Here is a 22,171-nt window from a genome sequence, read left to right on the forward strand (position 1 = left end):
TGAAACAGACGTTGAATCACTACTTGACTTTGAATCAGAATTTGAGTTCGAAGTCGAAGTACTTGCTGACTTTGAAGCTGATTTTGATCCAGAAATTGAATCAGAAATCGACGTACTAGTTGAAGTTGACGTACTCATTGAAGCAGCTGAAGCTGATTCACTGACCGAAACAGACGTCGAATCACTACTTGACTTTGAATCAGAATTTGAGTTCGAAGTCGAAGTACTTGCTGACTTTGAAGCTGATTTTGATCCAGAAACTGAGTCAGAAACCGAAGCAGCACCAGAGATTGACTGGCTAATTGAAGTCGAGTCACTCGTTGACTTTGAATCGGATTCAGAACCAGAAGTTGACGTACTTGCCGACTTTGACTTTGAAGTGGACTTCGAGCCAGACGTTGATTCTGAAGTTGAAATTGATTGTGAAATCGAGTCACTCATTGACTGAGAATCTGATCCAGATTCGGAAGTTGAAGTACTTGCCGACTTAGAAGCTGACTTTGAGCCAGACATTGAATCAGAAATCGAAGCACTCGTTGAAGTGGATTGACTAGCCGATTCCGAAGTTGACGTTGCCTTCGAATCACTCTTTGAAATTGACGTACTAATTGAAGCGGAATCGCTCGTTGACTTTGAATCTGAGCCAGATTCAGAAGTCGAGGCGCTAGCAGACTTTGAAGTCGACTTTGAGCCAGACATTGAATCAGAGATCGAAGCACTAGTCGAAGTCGAAGCACTGGCTGATTCAGATGTTGAGGTTGCCTTCGAATCACTCTTTGAAATTGACGTACTCATTGAATCAGTTGAAAGCGAACCAGAAACTGATGTTGAAGTTGAATCACTGCTTGACTTTGAATCAGAGTTAGATTCGGAAGTTGAAGTACTTGCTGACTTTGAGGTTGACTTCGAATTTGACGTTGAATCAGAAGCAGATGTTGAGCTTGAGATGGACTGACTAATTGAAGTGGAAGTGCTTGCCGACTTTGAATCAGAATCTGAGTTTGAAGTTGACGTACTTACTGACTTAGAAGTCGACTTTGAACTAGAAGCAGAACCTGAGATTGAAGTTGAAGTACTTACTGACTGGCTATCTGATTCAGATGTTGAATTTGACGTCGAATCACTCTTTGAAATCGAAGTACTAATTGAAGCTGAATCACTCGTTGACTTTGAATCAGAGTTTGACCCAGAAGTCGAAGTACTTGCCGACTTGGAGGCTGACTTTGAACCGGATGTTGAATCAGAAATTGACATACTTGTCGAAGTCGAAGCACTGGCTGAAGCAGTTGAAGCTGATTCTGAAGCTGCCTTTGAAGCACTAGCTGACTGTGAATCAGACGTTGAAATTGAACCAGAAACTGAGGTTGAAGTCGACTCACTCATCGACTTTGAATCAGAACCAGATTCGGAAGTTGACGTACTTACCGACTTTGATGCCGACTTTGAGCCGGATATTGAGTCAGAGCTAGAAGTGCTGGTAGAACCAGACTGGCTAGTTGATTCTGAAGTTGAACCAGACTTTGAAGTACTAGTTGAGATCGAAGTACTGGTTGAAGTCGAGGCACTCGTTGACTTCGAGTCTGAGTTCGAGTCAGAAGTTGAAGTACTTGCCGACTTTGAAGCGGACTTTGAGCTTGAAGTTGAATCAGAAATCGAAGCACTCGTTGAAGTCGATTGACTTGTTGATTCAGAAGCTGAGGCCGACTTTGAAGTACTAGTTGATGTTGAAGTACTCATCGAAGCCGTTGAAGCCGACTTTGAAGTCGAAGTTGAACCAGAAATTGAAGCGCTCGTTGAGGTCGATGTACTTGCTGAATTTGTTGAAGCTGATTCAGAGGCTGACTTTGATGCGCTAGTTGACTCACTGCTTGACTTCGAACTTGATGCACTAGTTGACTGAGAAGCCGACTCACTAGTTGACTTCGAATCTGAGTCAGAAGTGGATGTCGATATGCTTGCTGATTTTGAAGCAAAAGTTGAACCAGAAATTGAATCACTAGTTGATGTCGATGTGCTTGCTGAATTTGTTGAAGCTGATTCAGAGGCTGACTTTGATGCGCTAGTTGACTCACTGCTTGACTTCGAACTTGATGCACTAGTTGACTGAGAAGCCGACTCACTAGTTGACTTCGAATCTGAGTCAGAAGTGGATGTCGATATGCTTGCTGATTTTGAAGCAAAAGTTGAACCAGAAATTGAATCACTAGTTGATGTCGATGTGCTTGCTGAATTTGTTGAAGCTGATTCAGAGGCTGACTTTGATGCGCTAGTTGACTCACTGCTTGACTTCGAACTTGATGCACTAGTTGACTGAGAAGCCGACTCACTAGTTGACTTCGAATCTGAGTCAGAAGTGGATGTCGATATGCTTGCTGATTTTGAAGCAGAAGTTGAACCAGAAATTGAATCGCTGGTTGAGGTTGAGGTGCTTGCTGAATTCGTTGAAGCTGATTCAGAAGCTGACTTCGAAGCACTCGTGGATTCGCTACTTGACTTCGAACTTGAAGTCGATGTTGACTGAGAAGCCGACTCACTCTTTGCCTTCGAATCTGAGTCAGACGCTGATGTTGAGGTGCTTGCTGACTTTGATGTCGAAGTTGAGCCAGAAATTGAATCGCTGGTTGAAGTCGAAGTGCTTGCTGAATTGGTTGAAGCGGATTCTGAAGCTGACTTCGAAGCACTCGTGGATTCGCTACTTGACTTCGAACTTGATGTCGATGTTGACTCCGAAGCGGATTCGCTCTTGGCCTTCGAATCTGAGTCAGACGCTGATGTTGAGGTGCTTGCTGACTTTGATGTCGAAGTTGAGCCAGAAATTGAATCGCTGGTTGAAGTCGAAGTGCTTGCTGAATTGGTTGAAGCGGATTCTGAAGCTGACTTCGAAGCACTCGTGGATTCGCTACTTGACTTCGAACTTGATGTCGATGTTGATTCTGAAGCGGATTCGCTCTTGGCCTTCGAATCTGAGTCAGAAGTTGAGGTTGAGGCACTTGCTAACTTTGAGGCCGATGTTGAACCAGAAACTGAATCACTGGTTGAGGTTGAAACACTAGCTGATTCAGTCGAAGCAGAGTCAGAATCAGATGCTGAAGTTGAAGTCGAAATTGACTCGCTCTTTGCCTTTGACTCAGAACCTGAAACTGATGTTGATGTTGAAGCGGATTCACTCTTTGCCTTTGAATCTGAGTCAGAAGTTGACGTTGAAGTACTTACTGACTTTGATGTCGAAGTTGAGCCAGAAATTGAATCACTAGTTGAGGTTGAAGTGCTTGCTGAATTTGTTGAAGCGGACTCAGAAGCTGACTTCGAAGCACTCGTGGATTCGCTACTTGACTTCGAACTTGATGTCGATATTGACTCTGAAGCCGACTCACTCTTTGCCTTTGAATCTGAGTCAGACGCCGATGTTGAGGTACTTGCTGACTTTGAGGCTGAAGTTGAGCCAGAAACTGAATCACTTACTGAAGTCGAAACACTAGCTGATTCAGTCGAAGCAGAGTCAGAACCAGATGCTGAAGTTGAAGTCGAAATTGACTCGCTCTTCGCCTTCGAACCTGAATCAGAAATTGAGGTTGATGTTGAAGCCGTTGAATCTGATCCATTAGCTGAAATGGAGTCACTGGTTGAAATTGAGGTCGACGTTGAAGTACTTGCTGATTGCTTCGAGTTCGACTCTGAAGTTGATGTTGATGTACTTGCCGATTGCTTCGAGTTCGAATCAGAAATTGAGGTCGAAGTCGACGTACTTGCTGATTGCTTTGAGTTTGAATCAGAAATCGAAGTTGAAGTCGACGTACTTGCCGACTGCTTCGAGTTCGAATCAGAAATAGAGGTCGATGTTGACGTACTTGCCGACTGCTTTGAGTTTGAATCAGAAATCGAAGTTGAAGTCGACGTACTTGCTGACTGCTTCGAGTTCGAATCAGAAATCGATGTCGACGTTGACGTACTTGCCGACTGCTTCGAGTTCGAATCAGAAATTGATGTCGAAGTTGACTCACTAGCCGACTTGGAAGTACTGGTTGACTTTGATGTTGACTAACTGGCTGACTTTGAACCAGAGGCCGAAGTTGAGGTACTTGCTGACTTCGTTGAATCTGATTCGGAGGCAGACTTTGAAGTACTAGTGGATTTTGATGTTGATTCACTGGCCGACTTTGAGCCTGACGTCGATGTACTTGCCGACTTCGTTGATTCTGATTGTGAAGCAGACGTTGAAATACTATCCGACTTCGAACTACTATTTGACTGAGAAGTCGACGTTGATTCAGCAGGAGTAATGTAGTGGTAGAGATAAGTAACGGTTCCGTTATCTCCCCAATCGTCCAAATTACCATTAGCTGGCAAACTACCAGGAGCTAGACCAAGATACTTATAGTTAGGGCTAAGATCCAAGGCCTTAGTCTGATAAGTCTTACCCTTTTGCCATCCATCAGGATAGGTAACATCGCCCTTGGCAATTTCGTTACCGGCTTCATCGACATACTTAACGTTGACCGTAGCGGCACGGTAGTAATCCATGCTAGTCAACTTAAAGGTTTGCCTGTTAGACACACCTCCGGTAGAAGCAGAAATTGCCAATCCATCCGGTTGGCTCACATCAGCTTCAGAAAGCTGCTTAGTCCAAGTAAATATCGAACGTGCGGCACCACCACTATCCTTTGTAGTATCACCATAACGAATGGTTAACATTCTTGTTGTGGCATCAAAATCAATACTAAAATCTGTTTCCGTACTCCAACGCTTTGGCGCAGTATATTGGAATGGAATCCGCTTGGGAGTACGATTCTCTCCAGCAGCCTGTTTGCTACCGTCATCAATGGTGATGCGCCCGTTATCATCGGTCGAAACAAAGGCACCGTATGGTCGGTTCTTTTGACCGCCGGAATCCGATCCAGCCCAATCGGCAGGATGTCCTAATTTATCAACCGGACTGGCATTGGGGTCAGTAACTTGGCGCTTGTGCGTCATTATAGAAACTATCTAACTTAAAGCCGGTAACATCACGTAATCCACCGATTCCGTTAAGGGCACCAGAATAACCAACCGAACCAATGTTTTCCTTACTGAAGGCGATTCCGATACCATCGGCACCGTCAGGATAGTACTTAGAACCAAGGTCAATTCTTCCAGTTAAGTGGAAGTCATGCTTTAAATCAATCTTATCCTTGGTAGCGATACTACCAACTTGACTCTTCTTATCTTCCGTTAAAACAACGGAACCATCCGCACTAATTTGAGCGGCGTTATTAATCTTTTGACCAGTTGGATCAAGCGTTGGCTTAGAGAAGACATCGTTAATTCCAGTTCCGTCGGTAACGGTAACTCGACCAGTCTTGTCATCCTTAGTAGTGGCCGCCGAAAGGGCTGGCGTAGCAGCCCGGAAGCTTAACTGATTATCATCTTCATCCCCCAAAGCGCCCATGCGATCTTGGATAGCAAGGGTTTGCGCTTCAGATTGGGAAGCAGCCTGAGCCAAAACCGAAACCTGCTCGCGAGATGTTGATTGGCTAGCAGCGGTTTGAATGGCCAAAGAACTGGCCGCACTTAAATCATGGGCCAACAAAGTACTATCAGATTGTGACGCTACATTACTAGCAGAATCAATGACTGAAGTACTATTGGCTTGTGAAACCGCCTGGCTCAAATCCTGACTATACTGAGTATTGTCAGATTGTGAGTCAACCCGGCTACTTGCCTGACTTAAAGAAGTGCTATTAGCCTGAGAAGTAGCTTGACTCATATCCTGAGTCAAAAGTGTCTGGCTAACGCTAGACTAGGAGTGTTTACCTCCTGAGTAGCACTAGTTGGTTGAGATGTCGTCTGAGTATCGACTTGTGAATCTTGATGGCGTGAAGTATCGCTAGCCGATTGCTCGGACGTTGACGTCTGAGAATTGCTCTGGCTAGCACCCTGATTCCCCGTCGTACTTTGCGTTGCCCCAACTTGTCTTTGAACTTTATCAGTAGCTTGGCTAGCACTGTTACTCAAAGAAGCTTCATTAGAAGCAGATTGTTGTTGTTTGATCTTTGCGTCAGCCTGACTTAGGCTTTGGCTTTGACTCAAAGATGTACTCTTAGATGCGGACTGTTCAACTACAGTAGCTGAATCTGACTGACTAGCAGTAGAATTTTCTGGCGAAAGAACCACCTGACTCTGCTGGGCCAAAGTTGGTTGACTTTGAACCGAGGTCACGGATTGGTCATCAGTTGTATCAGTCTTAGCAGCGGTATCAGCAGAAACATTCGCTGACCCTCCTAATCCAAGAGTGAATAAACTAATTCCAGAAACCAACCATAGCTTTCCAGACTTATACATCTTGAAATGCGTTTTGACCGAATTACGATCAAAAATATTGTTCGATTTCATATCTTATCTCCTAATTTATGTGACATACACTACTTCACGTTTTCCTATTATATAACAACCTGGCAATAATGACGCATAAAAAAGAGTGAACATTCTTCTAATATTTCCCTTTTCAAGCCTATTGTTGACATATAAGGAATTTTAATAACCTTACCAATTCGGCTTGTCAAAAACGTTCCTTATCAGTAGATAAAATCACCACATCTACACACCTAAATATATCGCCAAAGTGACCACCAAAACACCTTAAATAAACTCTTTATTATAGGCATTCTCGACCAATATATCACTCACAATTCTAATAAACCAATTTCAATTTTAGTAAATCCTGTAGGTATCACTAATACACATATTGAATATAAAAATAAAATATTTTACATAGACCAATTTTTATATTTTTTTTAATTAAAAAGTATCCCAATAAATACATATATTGGGATACTTGCTAAATGTTATACCTATGTGAATTTAGTTTAAAACTCATATCCCATCGCACCATCTTCAGAAATAGTCGGAAAGTCAATATTATTACTAACCAATAAGGAATCATCCTGACTATCAGCATTCCAAATCCAATTACCCTGCTTAGTAGAGTGTGACAAGACGGTTGTAGTGTTATCTGGATTTAAACGAACCAAGAAACTAGGCGCCCAGGTTGAGTTCATCCCCGGGCCGGCTACATAATTGCGATTAGTCATATAAGCAGTGATGAGCACACAGTCGTCATGGCCAGCAACCGGCAAGGCATAATATGAATAAGTAGCCGTTCGCCAATTGATTGGCACAGAAGAGGTTAACACAACTCCGGTAGAGTTCAAGGGCTGGTAACCGTCGGTTAGATGGTCAGATACATAACCAATCATGGCGACATTATCACCAATAACCCGGTTAGCCTTTTGCCAGGCGTAATCGTTGCTACCACGATTCAAGCGGGTATCGGCAAACAAATAAAACTTGCCACCAATTTTCACAACATCGGGACGCTCAATCTCATCACTGACCATATTTGCGGTTATCAAGGGTGTATATAATTGGGCAACTGTTGGCGTTTTCCCCTGATCACTCAGGCGTAATATCCCGATAGCAGCATTAGCCCAACTAGCTCGGCTTTTAATATCTTGATTATGAAGGATGGTAAAGAAATCTTGGTAATTTTGATGGTCAGAGCCACCATAATTTTTCCAATTGTAGACTTGATGCTCTCCTTGATAATTTTGAGAACCTGTGGCCCCTTCGAAAACTAAGTAGCGCGAGCCATCGGCATCATCAACGACGTGTGAATCGCGCAAGGCGATGTTATCAGCACCTTGATTAGTAGCTCGCCATTGTGGATAACTTTGATAATAATGACCATCCCCTTCAAATAAGACACGGTTATTTTCAACATTATTAATAACAACATTGCCATCTTGTTCAGATAAATTCACCATGGCAGTTGCTAACTTTTGATGGTTAGAATTATCATCACTGGTATCAACCTGAGTGTAAAACATTTGGATAGAATCGTCGGGATTAACAATCGCTGAACCCGACCATTCTTGTGACAATGGGCTAGCATTATAACCAAAAATCGGTCCAGCATTTTGCCAATGACTTAAATCACTATCGTTATAGCGGTTATACAAGAGGTAGACATGATTATCATTTTGATTAGGCACGCCCATCATGGCCATGACTAATTGATAGCCGTGCCAGTTAACAACTTCACTGGTTTGAGGATTTTGGACCGGCCAACTATCCCAAATATCAAGATGTTCGTATTGACCGGTTTGAGCATCACGGGCATAAGCGGCTGGTAAATTTTCAATTTTCCCAGCATCAAAAACGGGAACAGCATAACGTTGATCACGATCTACTAAACTATCGGCAACGCCCCGAAAATCATGGTAAGTCCACCGTGATCCAGCCGGAGCAGCATTATTATAGTCGATTTTATTGAGCGCCGCTTGATCAACGGGCTGTAAATTATGTAGGTCAATATCGTGATTAACTACTACATGATTACCAGAATCAGATTGACTCGACTGAGAATAAGCATCCAGTGGTATGACTGGACCTTGGTCAGGAGTAGCAGCTGGTACTCCCTGTTTTTGATCAGTAACTGGACTAATTTGGTCCGTTGGATTATTTGTTTGAGTGGTACTATCACTCGTTAAATCAGTCGCATTACTATCTTGGTTGGCATCACTAGTTGCCGAGGTAGGAAGATCACTAGCTTGATCAATGCCACTACTCTCGGGAATGTGGTCCTGTAGATTAACCGCTGCTACGTTTACCACTGAATGGGGAGTGTCAGCCTGAGTTTCCATCTGATCATTAGCTGGCTGATCGTCTACTTGCTCGGTATTCGCACTGGCAGTTGCATCCAGTGTACTTAACAGTAATAGGGTGGCAATCGACGAGCAGAGCCACATTTTACCTTTTTTATACATCTTAAAATGGTTTTCACCACATTGTTGATTCATACCATCATCTCCCAATAAAAGCACTCTAAACATTCATTTAATATACAATATCCATTTAATCACAAATAATGTGAATTTTTAAGAGTTATTGGCTAAGAATTGTTTATTATGGGCAATTGCATGTGAATTTATGATGTGAAAAAAGGTGTTTGGTTGGAGGTTAAGTAATTTTTACGAAGATAAAAATATCTATTGTGGATAAAAAAGAGCCCTAAGGCTCTTTTCTAAACGATATCAAGATGGCGACCAACATATAATTCATCATCATCTTTTTGTTGGTTAACTTTTTTATCACTTTCTGATTTTGGTCCCAATAAAGCAAATTGATATTTTGAATAAAACTTCTGGAATAAAATTCTTTTACATTTTAAAAGAACAGTATCACCACCAATATTTGCTTTTGAAAGTCTAAAAATTGTAAGGCAATCATCTAACATTTCCTTACCAGAAATATCAGTAGCATTCTCGGCTTTTCCAAGAATTCTAATATTATATGCCGGTAAAACTCTCTTTTTATCAAAATGTTGTATCTTACTGTTACTAACTCTTTTAACACTTTTCTTACCAAGAGTTGTATCAGGCATGGCTGGCCCATCTACAAATCCTGGTTGGATACTAAACAAGCCAACTACTTGAATTTTAATTTGCAATGTAGATGTATCAAAACTCGGCTTTAAATACACATACGTCCTAGTAAAGTTAGTATTTTCATTTTTGATTGCAGCAACCTTACAGTACTTTTCTATTGCATCTTCTCTGCATACAAATGAATCTAAAAGAGCTTGAGTTTCACTTTCTCCAAAAATAGCGATTAAATTAGCAAGTGATAATAGTCTAGTATCCAAGAGCCTTTTTAACCCTCTCTAACTTCTCTGGTGTGCTCTTTAATGGGTCTGTAGCAGGATCTGCAACGGAATTTAATTTTGAATCAAATTCTGCAAATTCTGTGTCATCAAGAACAAATGTTGTTCCATTATTGATTAATTGCATGACTGGCCTCCTAATTTTTAGTTACACTATCACGATAATTACCGAAAGTTATAATTTACTGAATTTTAACACGTTTTGCGATATCTAACTTACGAAAGTGATTTCTAGTAATTCACTTATCTTTTAATTTTGGAATTAACGGTTGCAAACGACCCAACTAATCATTAATTTTCCATTCTTGACCGTCACTGATGATACCATAATCCGATTGGTCCATATTTATTCCAATCCTCTAAAAACTCTTCTTGTAAGTTCATCCGACTGAGTTTTTACTGTCACATGTTTAATAACATCATAATAACCATAGGTAGATATTAATTTATTAAAAAATCCTTGTGTAAAGGAAGGTGCGATTCTAGTAATATTATCTGGGAAAATTATTTCTATCCCTTCATCAAAGTTAGAATTAACCTAATTCGCTACCTGTTCTTTAAAATTCTCTTTTCCATAAGAAAATCCAACAAGTCTTCTTAATGAAGAATCAAAATTCAGCTCAATTTTTTTCATTTTCCGCCCTCCATAAAATACTACGTAATTAATACTCTATATTCACATATAATGCATCGCCATTCATCCCTCTACCCCATCTTACGAAAGCCAACCACCAAACTCACACAATTAATAATTTTTCTTTCTTAACCTTACAGTTTGTTAGGAAAACGCTTTCTAGTATTCGCCTCATGTTAGGATGGATGAAAAGCGAAAGGAGGCTCAGCCATGGTACACGGAGGAGTCGAGTGGAACTCAAGTTTTGACAGAAATCAAAGAAACTATCAATTAAAGAAAAGAAATTATCATTTGGAACGGGAAAAACGCCTGCGGTTATACCTAAAAGAGGGCGTCATTTCCAAAGAAGAATTCGAAGAAAAGCTCAATAACATTCGCTATTATTTATAATTAATGCCGATTAAAAAACGTTACCCACTGAGATGAGTGGATAACGTTTTTTAGTTTGATGTTAGAAAATAACCATTAACTACACTAATTAATTAGTGCATACGACGGTAACGCTTGATACCAACCAAGCCTAGGAAACTAGCTGCTGACAAGCCTAGAAGAGCCGCATCAGTTTGAGCTGCCTTAGCTGTTGGAGGTAAGTGAGATCCAGAAGTTGATTCACTCATTGAGGTTGAAGCACTTGGTGGCGTTGATTCACTAGTTGAAGTTGATTGACTAGTCGAAGTCGAGCCACTTGGTGGGTTAGACTCACTTGTCGATTCAGAAGTTGAGGTCGAAGTACTTGGTGGGGTGCTAGTCGAAGTCGAGCCACTGTAGCTGTATGACGTAGAACCACTACCACTATATGAGGTAGAACCACTTCCACTTCCATGATTTGATTCACTACCTGGGATATCCGGCGTACCCGAATTATTCGGACTAACTAACCGGCCAACCTTGTTATAGTGATAAATAATACCATCTCGATAGAGATCCGCATTTCTTAATTGAACCCCATTAGGTAAGAAGAAATACTGCGCACCATTAATGGTTTCATCACCATAAACCATATAACCATTTTGGTCGAAATAATACCAATTATCACCATCTTGAATGAAGCTATTTTTAGCTTGGTAACCACTTGTCGAGTAAAAGGCTACCTGCCCATTTAATTCGGTAAAACCAGTATTCGATATTTCGCCCAAAATCTGTTTAGGTAAGAAATGTTGAGCTGAATCCACTGAGAAGTATTGTTGCGTAGCAGCGTCTCGGAGCACATAGTTAGCACCACGCCCAAGAATATTACTACCATTTAGATATTTAGCTGACCAAGTTTTAATTTTTACCGAACCATCAATTGGTTTTCCAGTAGAGATTTGCTTGGCAGTAAATAATTGAGGATATTTCTCCTGTAATTCTTCGAGAAAGGCTCCCCCGTAGACACTCTGATAATCCGTGCCATTACCTTTGGTATCAGTAACATACAGAGTATTAGCCATTGCATCCGGAATTGGTCGACCAAATATATCTGTCCGAGTGGCCGTTACCACTTCCTTATTTGGCATAGTATACAACTGATCTGGCACCCAGTCAGCCATTGCCTGCATACCTTCACGATGAACAGCTTTAATCGCCTCACGTAATTGCGCTACTGTGCCATATTTAGTAGGAGTGTTAAATCCTAAATCGTAGCGATCAGTGAAAGCGTAACCGTTTTGCACAATTGAATCTAAGAAACTGCCATCTTGGCTCGAACGATATTGAGGAGGAAACTCAAAACTAGTAATACCCAAAGATTTAAAGAAACCAGCATTTTGAGCAACCTTGACGTTCATATAATCGTCTGCACTTTCAGGCATGGACTGAAAGTTAGAAAAGCCTTCATAAATTAAGTTAGAATCCAATGCTTCATCAGAATGGAAAGTCTTGCCGTCCGTATATTGCTTGGTACTGACCAAAGTCCGCACATCTTGCGTATCTGCTGCACCTACAGGTACCCAAACCGCTAAGTAACCGGAAACCTTTGGATTATGAACCCCAGCAATATTGGTAAAGACTAAGTCTCCATTTTGATTGGACATCATGGTTGGTGCACCAGCATCCGAAGAAAAGACATCCAAACCATCTGCCGTCGTTAGCAGAGAAGCCCGGAATAACTGATTAGCATGGGCAGCCCCCATGTGCAGCGTGACCGTTTCACCGTTTTCCAGACGGAAATTATTATCATTACTAATAATGACGCCCATACCATCTGTGTGCTTTTGACCATCATTATCTGAAACTGTATTCAATCCTTTACCAAAACGAACACTAGTGATAATATTGTTCATTTTAGTCCCTTGGCTTGTTCCTGGGGTCATCGTTTGACCACCAGCAACATACTTCACTCGGTCCCTCATTAACTGCGTCAAGGCATCAAAATAGATTGTTTGTTGGGACATATACTGACCGCTATCAGTATATAAATCCCCATAGTACACTCGAGGTACCGTATTTTTATTACTCAATAAGAGCGCATACATCGCTGGAATATTATTCGGCGTTACTTTTTTATCAGTTGCTCTGAAATCTTCATCATAAACCTTCAAGGCTGCTTTTAACTGCTCTTGAGTAGGTTTAAAAGGTTCAATACCAGGATATAATCGTGACAAAATTTGTCCGACTTCATCTTGCGTTTGATTGTCATGCGAACGGATAATGGTATAGTTTGGCGCTACAACATTAGTCGTACTATCCGCCGCCCGATTGGCAACTACCGATTGAATCACACTTGTCAAGGGAGCTCGGTTATCGTTCCAACCCAAGGATTTAATTGTATTATCCTGCCACATTGGATCCATGGAAAGTTGGTTAGAACCATGCGCCGTTAGGTAATCAATATCTCCTTGTGACCAGTCTTCTAGAATCGAAATATGTTGGCTAGCCAAATTATTGTCTTGATCAACGTGAAAGGCTGCTTTCATATAATCAGCCGTTATCTGCAGCAAATCAGCATCGACATTATCCGGCGCATCCACTCGATAGGAATCAAAGTTAGCTTCAGTGTCATTATTTGTAATCGTGCCAAAGTTCAACAGATAATACAGCCAATTAAGTTGCTCAGCTTGAACAACTGGATTGGAATTATCTACATCGTTACCTAGTAATAATTCAAAACCACCGGGATAAAAATCAGTCCGCGTTCCCGTTTGGTTAGTTGGTACGCGATTTAACAAGCGATACTTTGAATTAGCCCATGGGGTCAACTGATTATTCACATATAGTACAGCTCCATGCTGAAAACCACCTAAATAAAAATCGTTAGACGGATCTTCACTCGTCATGTTCCAACCTGGTTGGCTCTTTACAAAATCAGAAATATCCTGACGTAACCAATCAGTCTGGCCATCCTTAGCACTGATCTGCTTTTCAATATTGGCCTGCACAGTCGTGGATAGCTGTGTCAAATAAGCCTGACTATCATCATTCAAATTTGTATTGTCGGTCAACCAACCCTTCGATTTAGCAAACGACAAATAAGCGATTTGGGTATTCTTATCTGGCCACCAGCTCATTAGCAATGGTCGGAAATCATTGTCTCCAGAAGGAACCCAAGTTTGACCATTCTTCAAAATATCTTTAGGACGGTACCAACTATCAGCCGTCATGAAGCCATCTGTAGTCGTAAAGCTAGTCGTCTGCAGATTAGCCGCTGCATTATGCTGGTTGGAGATATTTGTCAATCCATCTGTATACTGGTTACGTAATGACTGTAATTGACCAGTCTCCTTACCAAAGTAAAGCGTTTGATTGTTAATAATAGCAGTAAAATTCTTCTGAATATTACCCTGATCATCAACAAAATAGAACTTTCCATTGTCAAATTTCAGATGTTTGTCTTGCTTTAAAATTAACTGAACAATTTGATCATTGGACAAACCCTTAGTAGTAATATCGCCTAAGTTAAAAATATTAATACTATTGGCTTTATCATCATTGTTCGGCGTGACGGCCGACGACGTAGACGAAGGGGTAGATTCAGATGTTGAGGTATGATTACTGTTTGAGCCAGGAGCCCCCTTGGTTCCCTGACTTTGTGTACTACCATCAACAACCTGGCCATTTTTAGCAGTACTGTCAGATAATTGTGAAGTACTAGTTGTAACGCTACCTACCTTGCTACTGTTTGATAAACTGTCAATTGATGTTGAATTAACTGTTGATACTGGAGCCTGAACGTTACTACCTTTCACATCGTCTGACTGGTTAACGGCATCATTGACGCTCGTCAAACCAACCTGTTGGTGATTCGAGCGACTCGTAACATCATCAGCACTAACTTTTAAATCATTTAATCCGCTCATTCCCAAAAAAGAAATGGTAGCTAAAGAAGCATAAACCCATAATTTCCCGGATTTATACATCTTAAAATGCTTAGCACTATATTCTTGTTTCATAAAATATCTCCTAAATAAACAAACCCATGGCAACTAGCCATTTTCTGTATAGTACCAATTTGAATATTTAGAAACAATTGTGCTGTTTGTGCATGTAAAAATAGAGAATAATAACATTCCCTTTATAGGAATCAATGTATACCAATTAAAGTTATCAAAAATAAAAAACGCCTTACCCAAGGCGTTTTCGGTCATTCATCCCCTTTTAAAAAATATTTCCTAATTTATTACGTTTTTTATATTTTTCATTCCTTAGCGTTCAAAAAAAGACCGGAAAATCACAAAGTGAATTTTCCAGTCTTTCATTTCATTACTTATCAGCTACAGGATAGACTACCTGAAACTTCTCCAGCACAACTCGAGCCGTGTTCGGATCGAACTTTTTACCAAAGGACTGATACTCTTTGGTGAAAAATTCCTGGTGCACTCGGCGCCAATAAGTCAAGCTCCGGTCGCCTTCGCCCTCAGAAAAAGCATGGGCCTGGTTAACCAGTAAGAAGTTTTCAACCTTAACTTGCTTATTTTGGATAATGCAAACCGGCTGATCCCGACCATCTAGGACAATGTCATAAGCGCCAATTTGTGGTAATTCTTCATCCTCTTCATAAACATCAAAACCACTTGCCGTAGCGGTTTTAACACCAGATAGCACTAACTGTGCTAATTCATCAGCATTGACGCCAAACTGAAAGGCTGATTGCAGCACCGCATCACTAGGCACTACGCCGGCATCTTTTGCTGCTTGAAAAAATTCATTTGGTGTCATACTAACTCTCCTCTACATATTTTAATTAGATGATAAAGCATCAATCGTATTCAACTTGGCCGCCTTACGCGATGGCACAAAACTGGCTAACCAAGCAATCAGAATGCTAATCAACATTACTTGAATAATATGGCCTGGCAAAATTTGAATCATATTATAGTGAACAATTTTTTGCACAAAGCTATTAGCCAGTAATTCAATTCCCTTGGCACAACCAATTGCTGCCGCACCGGAAATAATACCGATTAATAAAGCTTCATTGGTAAACAAACGACGGATATCCCTAGCTCGGCCACCTAACGCTCTTAAAATACCAATTTCTTGCGTTCTTTCGGCCACAGACATATAAGTCGTTACGATAATCATAATCGCTGATACAATCAGAGAAATTCCAGCAATAGCAGCCAATACGGTTGATGCCAACTTAACGGTATTGTTAATCATATTTAGCATATTACCGATTGTTTCCACGTTGAAGGCTTGTTTGCCATTTTCATCTTTAAACTTCTTGATATCATCAGCAACTGCGCCAACATTCTTCGTATCATCAACATGAACTTTGACCATATTTGGTGCGGCAACTGCACCAAAGTATTCCAAGGTGCGACGCATCGCATCTGGGGCCATCCCAAACACATTTCCTTGACGGCCACCACCACTAATACCTGATACCTTAGCCAAGAAGTTAATTTTAACCGCCTTGTTGTTATTATCCAAGACAACAAACTCCAAAGCAACCATGCGACCCAGGACTGATTCCCAGTTTTTATCAATTTTTTTGGCGTATTCCTGTGTAATCACAACTTCGTCATCATTTTGCGGAACATTACCAATCTTGATGGCATTATTAGGAATTGAACTATCCCATGACCGCAAAGTCGTTGTGGTCTTCTTATCATTATAGGCAAAATTCACTTCATCAAATTGATAACCGGCATGAACTTGATCAACATGGTTAACTTTCCGTAGTTGTTCAACTGTTTCAGGTGTGAAGGTAAAGATCTTATAGTTGGTATCCCATAGTTTCCGAACTTCAGTCATCTTTTGTTCATCGGTCAAATTTTCATTCACATGGACCTTTTGGGTCACAGTTGGGTAATCTGGATTCAGTAATACATGTACTTCTCGGTCAATATAACCCTGAACACCATTTCCTAACCCTAAGAACAAAATAACTGAAGTCAGCCCGATTAATGAACCAAAGATAATCCAAAAGCTTTGTATTTTTTTGTATTTCAAATGTTCCAGGGCCATGCGCATGATAGTTAAACCGGCAAAAGGTTTAGATTTGATAGCTGAAGTTTTGCGTTGATTGCTCTGTTCGCTATCATTTGGCACCTGATAGGCTGACTGAGCTGATGCCATTTCAGTGATTGTCCCACTTTCCATGTGAACAATCCGGGTCCCATAATTAGCAACCTCTTGCGAGTGGGTAACGGCAATCACAATCTTACCTTCACGGGCAATTTCGCCCAATAGCTGTAAAATTTCCTGGGTATTAATGGCATCTAACGCCCCAGTCAGTTCATCAGCAATAATAATGTCCGGATCACTGGCGATTGCTCGAGCAATAGCGATTCGCTGTTTTTGTCCACCGGATAACTGACTGGGATACTTGTTAGCATGCTCTTCTAAACCAACTCGTTCCAGCAAGCGCATCGCTTTTTGGCGCCGTTGCCTTTTACTCAAGTCAGTCATGTTTAGGGAAGTTTCCACATTTTCCAGATTAGTCTGGTAGTTAATCAGATTAAAACTTTGGAAAATATACCCAACTGTGGCCCGCCGATAGGCATCTAACTGCTTGGCATTCTTATAATTTAGTGGCTTACCACCGACTAAAATTGAGCCATCAAAACTTTTATCCAAGCCCCCAATGATGTTCATCAGGGTACTTTTACCGCCACCCGATTCGCCCAAAATTGAGACAAATTCACCTTTTTCAAAGGCCAGATTAACATCTTTTAAAACCGGAAAATCCTTTTTACCAACTTTATATGATTTATATACGTTACGTATTTCTAAAAACGGCATAATCGAAATTAGCTCCTTTTCTATGTTAAAAATATGTGAACAACACCCGTACCACTGAGTTAAAAAAAACCACTATTGATTTAGTTATGTATTTCAGCTAATTGGTATACTTTACATAGTAATGGATTAATGTGAATTTCAATCTTACGATTTGTTATGTTAGGAATTGATCGGCCAGAACAAAAAAAAAAAACAGCCCTAAAGGCTGCCTTTTAAAAAATTTGGGTTACTAACTTAGTTTAGTATAGAATAAATGGTAACGCCTTAGGCCAAATCCTTAACGCCCATGCTACTGTCAATTTCGCCACCCTGGCCACTCAGGCTGTAGCGGAGATACTTTTCATTGACATCAATGGTCATCTTTTCGTCCATTTGGTCTTTGGAATAAGGCTTAGCATAAACATCCCCCAAGTTACTTGGAATTACCAAACCGAAATCATGCAAATCCGCATCCTGGTTCACAAACAAGAGATTATAAGCGACTGATAGCGTGCAGTTTGCTTCCTTAGAAAAGGGACCCACACCATCATCAAAATCCAAAACCATCTTTACGCCAGGCTTTAAAAACTTTTGCAAACGATCAGCGGCAACTTTTGTAAATGTAATTTCCATGTTATACACTCCTTTACTTCAAACCATTTTCAACATGAGTCAAGTATAGCGCCAAATTACACATAAGTCAAATTGGTATAGTCTTAATTTTAAGAAACCGAATTTATTTATCACCTGACGAATACATAGTTAAAAAGGAATCACCATGCAAATCCACTCAAAAAAATATCAAATTGTCTATGAAGTTTTAAATGCTACCACTCACGGTATTGGTTTTATCTTAGCAGTCCTGGGCAGTATTTTTTTACTATTGCACGTCTATCGCCAACCAGTTTCTGGTTTAGAACTAACCGCTATTTTGATTTACATCATTAGTGTTAGCCTTTTTTTATTAGCATCCACATTATTTCATTCACTGGTATTCACTCGAGCAGCTAAACTTTTCCAATTCTTTGACCATGCCGGAATTTACTTAGTGATTCTGGGTAGTTACACGCCCTATACTTGGTTGGTCATCGGTGGTTGGCAAGGTTGGGCTATCTGGTGGACCATCTTAACCATGACCGTGGCTGGATTAATTTATGATTTATTCTTAATTGGCCGCTGGCCCTGGCTATCAGTTTTAATTTATCTCATCATGGGCTGGGTGATTATTCTAGCTATGCCAATTTTGTGGCAAAATCTTAATCACACCGCCTTTTGGTTATTATTATTGGGTGGAATTGTTTATTCTTTGGGCACGATTTTTTATCTAATTCCCAAAATTCCCATGGGCCATGTTTATTGGCATCTTTTCGTTTTGGGCGGGGCCTCATTAATGTACGCTAGTTTGTATATTAGCTTGTAAGTGTTAATATTTCCAACATTCGCACCTATTTATCCACAGATATTTGGTTTGGTATATCTTGTTTTTTATTCATTTTTTGATAGAATATGTGTAACCAGAGCGAGATGGCAAAATGGTTAACATGTGTGAGTTTCCGGAACAAGAGCAAGACAATAGTTGTCACTACCTTGAGTAGTTTCAGCATTGGATTTTATCCCATTTAGAGAGCGTCGGCATACTTTTGAGTATGAGTCGCTCTTTTCTATAGACTCAAAAAGGAGCACCAAATGGCGCGAATTGACTACCGTGATCAAGATCAATGGTCCCAAACAACCCGCAGTACCAACCAATCTCCGATTAATATTCAAACCAACCAAGTCCAGGTCAGGCCACTTAGCCAAATTCAAATCATCCTAAATAACCTACGGGGAATAACTGCCAAAGAAATCCCCAGTGGACAACAATTTTTTTGTGAAGGGCAAGTAAACATTAATGGTCAAAGTTGGCAAATGGAGCGTTTTCACTTTCATGATGGGGCTGAACATCTCCTTGATGGTCAACGTTACGATGGCGAATTGCATTTAGTCCTCAAAAACGACCAGCAAACGGCAGTCCTCGGTGCTTGGCTGGTGGCTGATGAAAATAAAACCAGTTTAGCCTTAAAACAGTTATTTCATGCCAATCAACTTGCCTTTTCACTACGCTCGTTACTCCCCCAAGCACAGGGTTACTACCATTATCAGGGCACCCTAACCACACCGCCCCTATTAGAAAATATTGAGTGGTTTATTTTAGACCAACCTTTAGCCTTAAATCCCAATGATTTAGCTGCTATTCGGGCTAATTTCCCCGATAATCACCGGCAGATACAGGCTGATAATGGTCGGTTAGTAGAATATTTCCCGGTTCAATTTCACATTGGCAATCAATTTAGCGACTAATTCCAGGACTTTAATTGGCACTGGCAAGCTATCGCGTTACACTACATAAAGATACCAACGCACCAAACTTCATCCGGAATAAACTCAGGAGGCTTTTTCAATGGTTAGATTACAAGACGATTTTTACGAAGCAATTAACGGTGCCTGGATTGATCAGGCCACCATTCCCGCTGATAAACCGGCAACCGGTGGTTTTTACGACTTGATTGAAGATATTGAACAACTAGAACGACAAGAACTAGCTGATTTTGAAAGTGGGAAAAAGCCCATTCCCGCTCCATTAAAAAACTTTGTCGCCTTTCACAAATTAACCAGCAACTGGGACCAGCGCCAGCAGGGCATCCAACAGATCGTGACGCAATACTTGGCGCCTTTACAAGCAATTACCAGTTGGTCAGCATGGCAAAAAAATGCCGGGCAACTCATTAAAAACGCCTATAGTACGGAATTAGCCTTTGGCATTAGTCCCGATTCTAAAAATACAGCCATTAACGAACTATGGTTAACAGCACCCGACATTATTTTGCCTGATACAACTAGTTATGACGACCCTGAAAGTAGTCAGCAATTACTAGCTGTTTGGTCAAAAATGGTCAAAGAAATTTTAGTTAAAGTCGGCTTTGACCAAGCAACTGCTGATCAAATGGTCGAGCAAGCTTTGGCCTTTGACCGTATGATTGCCAATCGCAGCAGTAGCAACGAAGAAATGTCTGACTATTGGAAGAATTATCATCCAACCGCCTTGGCCGATTTGCAAAAACGGCTTCCTGAGTATGACTTATCCACAACTTTAACCGAAATTTTGGACAGCTCCGTGGAGAAAGTTATTATCAGTGATGCCAAGTTTTGGGATAAGGCCCCCGAAGTATATCAGGCCGAAAACTTCGAGGCCATCAAGGCTTGGACGATGATTCAAGCCGTCTTGGAAATTGCACCCTTCCTTAGTAACGATTTGCGCATCCTCGCCGGTCAATATCAACGGACATTATCAGGGACTGCCGAAGCTAGCGAACCAGCCAAAGCCGCCTTTCGCCAAGCTCACGCCTTTTTCGCCAGTGTGGTTGGCCTCTGGTATGGTGAAAACTTCTTTGGTCCTCAGGCCAAAGCCGATGTTACTAAAATGGTTAAGAGCATCATTAAGGTTTACGAACAGCGTTTTGAACACAATGATTGGTTAACCCCAGCCACGCTAGAAAAAGCCAAGGTCAAGCTCAACGCCTTGACCATCAAAGTTGGTTATCCGGACTTTATTCCTGACTATTTGATCAATCGGACGGTGGATTCGGAACAATCGTTAGTGGATAACATTATCCGCTTTAGTAAGGAAGCCGTTGCTTACCATTTGAGCAAATGGCATCAAAAGCCTAATGCCGAGGTTTGGGGCATGTCAGCTGACACCGTTAACGCTTATTATTCACCCGACTTCAACCAGATTGTGTTCCCAGCGGCCATTTTGCAAGCACCGTTCTACCAGTTAAATCAAAGTGCTTCGGCTAACTTTGGTGGCATTGGAACCGTGATTGCCCACGAAATTACGCACGCCTTCGATACCAACGGCGCTCGTTTTGATGAGCACGGTAATTTGCATGAGTGGTGGCAACCAAGCGACTTTGAAAACTTTGAAGCCCGTACCAAGTTGATTGAAGAACAATTCGACGGGTTGGAAAGTGCTGGCGCAAAGATCAACGGCCACCTGACTGTATCGGAAAACGTCGCTGATTTAGGTGGGATTTCGGCCGCTCTCACAGCTGCCCAGGCTGATCCAGCCTTTAATGTGCACGACTTCTTTGAAAATCAGGCCCAGATTTGGCGTCAAAAGGCCAGCGATGACTACTTGAAACTACTGGCCAGCATTGATGTCCATGCGCCTGCTAAATTACGAGTGAACGTACCAGTTACTAACTTTGATCTCTTCTTTGACACTTATCAGGTCAAAAAGGGCGACGGTATGTGGCGTGAACCAGCTGATCGAGTTCAAATCTGGTAATCTTCGTAAAATATTTGTCGGTTTTAATCTTAATTTAAATAAATACGAGATAAACCCTTGTCAAGCAACTAAAAGATTGTTATTATAATATAGTTGTTTGAGACAACGGGAGTGTAGCGAAGTCTGGCTAAACGCGACGGACTGTAACTCCGTTCCTTCGGGTTCGTAGGTTCGAATCCTACCGCTCCCATACCGTATCATAGCTAACGGTTATAAATAGCTATTGCCCCTTGGCCAAGTGGTAAGGCAGAGGTTTTTGGTACCTCCATGCGCTGGTTCGATCCCAGCAGGGGCAATCAGATGAGACAGTCAATGATGGCTGTTTTTTTATTACCAATATTAAAAAGGCCTTGACGGGAAGAAATCGTCA

At 41.1% G+C, this 22,171-nt stretch carries 18 protein-coding genes, 2 tRNA genes and 1 pseudogene; 10 read left to right on the forward strand and 11 right to left on the reverse strand.

Annotated features, from left to right (window positions below; all coding sequences use genetic code 11):
• Positions 1-1,737, reverse strand: a pseudogene (locus C7384_RS08350) (hypothetical protein); the annotation flags it as partial.
• 214 nt (positions 1,738-1,951) lie between these two features.
• On the opposite strand from C7384_RS08350, the gene C7384_RS08355 reads away from it, so the two are divergent.
• From C7384_RS08355 to C7384_RS08370, 4 genes are read left to right on the forward strand one after another with little or no spacing between them, the layout of a single operon-like run.
• Complete coding sequence (locus tag C7384_RS08355) at positions 1,952-2,107, forward strand: hypothetical protein (RefSeq protein ID WP_165806800.1); 156 nt, start codon at positions 1,952-1,954, stop codon at positions 2,105-2,107.
• 51 nt (positions 2,108-2,158) lie between these two features.
• Positions 2,159-2,314 carry a hypothetical protein gene (locus tag C7384_RS08360; protein ID WP_165806800.1) on the forward strand — a complete coding sequence of 52 codons (156 nt, stop codon included), beginning with the start codon at positions 2,159-2,161 and terminating at the stop codon, positions 2,312-2,314.
• Positions 2,315-2,365: 51 nt separating this feature from the next.
• Positions 2,366-2,521 (forward strand): hypothetical protein, encoded by a 156-nt coding sequence (locus C7384_RS08365; RefSeq protein WP_165806801.1) that lies wholly within the window; start codon positions 2,366-2,368, stop codon positions 2,519-2,521.
• A 51-nt stretch (positions 2,522-2,572) separates the two neighbouring features.
• Entirely contained in the window at positions 2,573-4,042 is a 1,470-nt protein-coding gene (locus C7384_RS08370) for a hypothetical protein (RefSeq protein WP_116585386.1), read from the forward strand.
• Here the strand turns inward: C7384_RS08370 and C7384_RS07035 are convergent.
• From C7384_RS07035 to C7384_RS08175, 6 genes are all read right to left on the reverse strand, one after another.
• Positions 4,039-4,971: a MucBP domain-containing protein gene (locus C7384_RS07035; protein WP_089940186.1), complete on the reverse strand. Its 933-nt coding sequence runs from the start codon at positions 4,969-4,971 to the stop codon at positions 4,039-4,041. The genes C7384_RS08370 and C7384_RS07035 overlap by 4 nt on opposite strands.
• The gene (locus C7384_RS07040; RefSeq protein ID WP_133240787.1) at positions 4,946-5,743 is read right to left on the reverse strand and encodes a lectin-like domain-containing protein; all 798 of its coding nucleotides are present in this window, start codon (positions 5,741-5,743) and stop codon (positions 4,946-4,948) included. Before C7384_RS07040 ends, C7384_RS07035 begins: the two co-directional genes overlap by 26 nt.
• A gap of 8 nt (positions 5,744-5,751) precedes the next feature.
• On the reverse strand, positions 5,752-6,369 hold the full coding sequence (locus C7384_RS07045) for a KxYKxGKxW signal peptide domain-containing protein (RefSeq protein ID WP_089940192.1): 618 nt from the start codon (positions 6,367-6,369) through the stop codon (positions 5,752-5,754).
• 473 nt (positions 6,370-6,842) lie between these two features.
• Positions 6,843-8,834 carry a glycoside hydrolase family 68 protein gene (locus C7384_RS07050; protein ID WP_243400733.1) on the reverse strand — a complete coding sequence of 664 codons (1,992 nt, stop codon included), beginning with the start codon at positions 8,832-8,834 and terminating at the stop codon, positions 6,843-6,845.
• Positions 8,835-9,058: 224 nt separating this feature from the next.
• Positions 9,059-9,679, reverse strand: a complete 621-nt coding sequence (locus tag C7384_RS07055; RefSeq protein ID WP_089940195.1) for a hypothetical protein — start codon at positions 9,677-9,679, stop codon at positions 9,059-9,061.
• The gene (locus C7384_RS08175; protein WP_165806802.1) at positions 9,669-9,824 is read right to left on the reverse strand and encodes a hypothetical protein; all 156 of its coding nucleotides are present in this window, start codon (positions 9,822-9,824) and stop codon (positions 9,669-9,671) included. The genes C7384_RS07055 and C7384_RS08175 overlap by 11 nt, the downstream gene beginning before the upstream one ends.
• Before the next feature lie 717 nt (positions 9,825-10,541).
• Between C7384_RS08175 and C7384_RS07060 the strand changes: the two genes are divergently transcribed.
• Positions 10,542-10,721 (forward strand): hypothetical protein, encoded by a 180-nt coding sequence (locus tag C7384_RS07060; protein ID WP_089940197.1) that lies wholly within the window; start codon positions 10,542-10,544, stop codon positions 10,719-10,721.
• 92 nt (positions 10,722-10,813) lie between these two features.
• Here C7384_RS07060 and C7384_RS07065 read toward each other — a convergent pair whose 3' ends face one another.
• The 4 genes from C7384_RS07065 to C7384_RS07080 form a co-directional block, all read right to left on the reverse strand.
• A complete protein-coding gene (locus C7384_RS07065; protein WP_089940200.1) occupies positions 10,814-14,698 on the reverse strand; it encodes a glycoside hydrolase family 70 protein in 3,885 nt (1,294 codons plus the stop codon).
• Positions 14,699-15,008: 310 nt separating this feature from the next.
• Positions 15,009-15,464 (reverse strand): ASCH domain-containing protein, encoded by a 456-nt coding sequence (locus C7384_RS07070; protein ID WP_089940203.1) that lies wholly within the window; start codon positions 15,462-15,464, stop codon positions 15,009-15,011.
• Positions 15,465-15,485: 21 nt separating this feature from the next.
• Positions 15,486-17,495 (reverse strand): ABC transporter ATP-binding protein/permease, encoded by a 2,010-nt coding sequence (locus C7384_RS07075; protein WP_089940206.1) that lies wholly within the window; start codon positions 17,493-17,495, stop codon positions 15,486-15,488.
• A gap of 264 nt (positions 17,496-17,759) precedes the next feature.
• Positions 17,760-18,107, reverse strand: coding sequence for an iron-sulfur cluster biosynthesis family protein (locus C7384_RS07080; RefSeq protein ID WP_089940209.1), 348 nt, complete (start codon positions 18,105-18,107; stop codon positions 17,760-17,762).
• Positions 18,108-18,252: 145 nt separating this feature from the next.
• Here C7384_RS07080 and trhA point away from each other — a divergent pair, with 145 nt between their 5' ends.
• The 5 genes from trhA to C7384_RS07105 all read left to right on the forward strand — a co-directional run bounded on the left by trhA (position 18,253) and on the right by C7384_RS07105 (position 22,097).
• Positions 18,253-18,894, forward strand: a complete 642-nt coding sequence (gene trhA, locus C7384_RS07085) for a PAQR family membrane homeostasis protein TrhA (protein ID WP_089940212.1) — start codon at positions 18,253-18,255, stop codon at positions 18,892-18,894.
• Between the two features lie 266 nt (positions 18,895-19,160).
• Positions 19,161-19,814, forward strand: coding sequence for a carbonic anhydrase family protein (locus C7384_RS07090; protein WP_089940215.1), 654 nt, complete (start codon positions 19,161-19,163; stop codon positions 19,812-19,814).
• A 100-nt stretch (positions 19,815-19,914) separates the two neighbouring features.
• Positions 19,915-21,801, forward strand: coding sequence for a M13-type metalloendopeptidase (locus tag C7384_RS07095; protein WP_089940217.1), 1,887 nt, complete (start codon positions 19,915-19,917; stop codon positions 21,799-21,801).
• A gap of 107 nt (positions 21,802-21,908) precedes the next feature.
• Positions 21,909-21,991: transfer RNA gene (locus C7384_RS07100), tRNA-Tyr, on the forward strand.
• Positions 21,992-22,025: 34 nt separating this feature from the next.
• A tRNA-Gln gene (locus C7384_RS07105) sits at positions 22,026-22,097 on the forward strand.
• Positions 22,098-22,171 lie beyond the last annotated feature (74 nt).

Origin of the sequence: Convivina intestini, assembly GCF_003096575.1 — a bacterium.
Taxonomy (GTDB): Bacteria; Bacillota; Bacilli; order Lactobacillales; family Lactobacillaceae; genus Convivina; species Convivina intestini.

Excerpts from the sequence above, each read along its gene's own strand:
- C7384_RS07040 (WP_133240787.1), bottom strand. The coding sequence starts at position 5,743 with ATGAGTCAAGCTACTTCTCAGGCTAATAGCACTTCTTTAAGTCAGGCA.
- C7384_RS07050 (WP_243400733.1), bottom strand. The coding sequence starts at position 8,834 with ATGAATCAACAATGTGGTGAAAACCATTTTAAGATGTATAAAAAAGGT.
- C7384_RS07035 (WP_089940186.1), bottom strand. The coding sequence starts at position 4,971 with ATGACGCACAAGCGCCAAGTTACTGACCCCAATGCCAGTCCGGTTGAT.
- C7384_RS07060 (WP_089940197.1), top strand. The coding sequence starts at position 10,542 with ATGGTACACGGAGGAGTCGAGTGGAACTCAAGTTTTGACAGAAATCAA.
- C7384_RS07045 (WP_089940192.1), bottom strand. The coding sequence starts at position 6,369 with ATGAAATCGAACAATATTTTTGATCGTAATTCGGTCAAAACGCATTTC.
- C7384_RS07090 (WP_089940215.1), top strand. The coding sequence starts at position 19,161 with ATGGCGCGAATTGACTACCGTGATCAAGATCAATGGTCCCAAACAACC.
- C7384_RS08360 (WP_165806800.1), top strand. The coding sequence starts at position 2,159 with ATGCTTGCTGATTTTGAAGCAAAAGTTGAACCAGAAATTGAATCACTA.
- C7384_RS07075 (WP_089940206.1), bottom strand. The coding sequence starts at position 17,495 with ATGCCGTTTTTAGAAATACGTAACGTATATAAATCATATAAAGTTGGT.
- C7384_RS08355 (WP_165806800.1), top strand. The coding sequence starts at position 1,952 with ATGCTTGCTGATTTTGAAGCAAAAGTTGAACCAGAAATTGAATCACTA.
- C7384_RS07095 (WP_089940217.1), top strand. The coding sequence starts at position 19,915 with ATGGTTAGATTACAAGACGATTTTTACGAAGCAATTAACGGTGCCTGG.
- C7384_RS07065 (WP_089940200.1), bottom strand. The coding sequence starts at position 14,698 with ATGAAACAAGAATATAGTGCTAAGCATTTTAAGATGTATAAATCCGGG.
- C7384_RS07080 (WP_089940209.1), bottom strand. The coding sequence starts at position 18,107 with ATGGAAATTACATTTACAAAAGTTGCCGCTGATCGTTTGCAAAAGTTT.
- C7384_RS08175 (WP_165806802.1), bottom strand. The coding sequence starts at position 9,824 with ATGCAATTAATCAATAATGGAACAACATTTGTTCTTGATGACACAGAA.
- trhA (WP_089940212.1), top strand. The coding sequence starts at position 18,253 with ATGCAAATCCACTCAAAAAAATATCAAATTGTCTATGAAGTTTTAAAT.
- C7384_RS08365 (WP_165806801.1), top strand. The coding sequence starts at position 2,366 with ATGCTTGCTGATTTTGAAGCAGAAGTTGAACCAGAAATTGAATCGCTG.
- C7384_RS07070 (WP_089940203.1), bottom strand. The coding sequence starts at position 15,464 with ATGACACCAAATGAATTTTTTCAAGCAGCAAAAGATGCCGGCGTAGTG.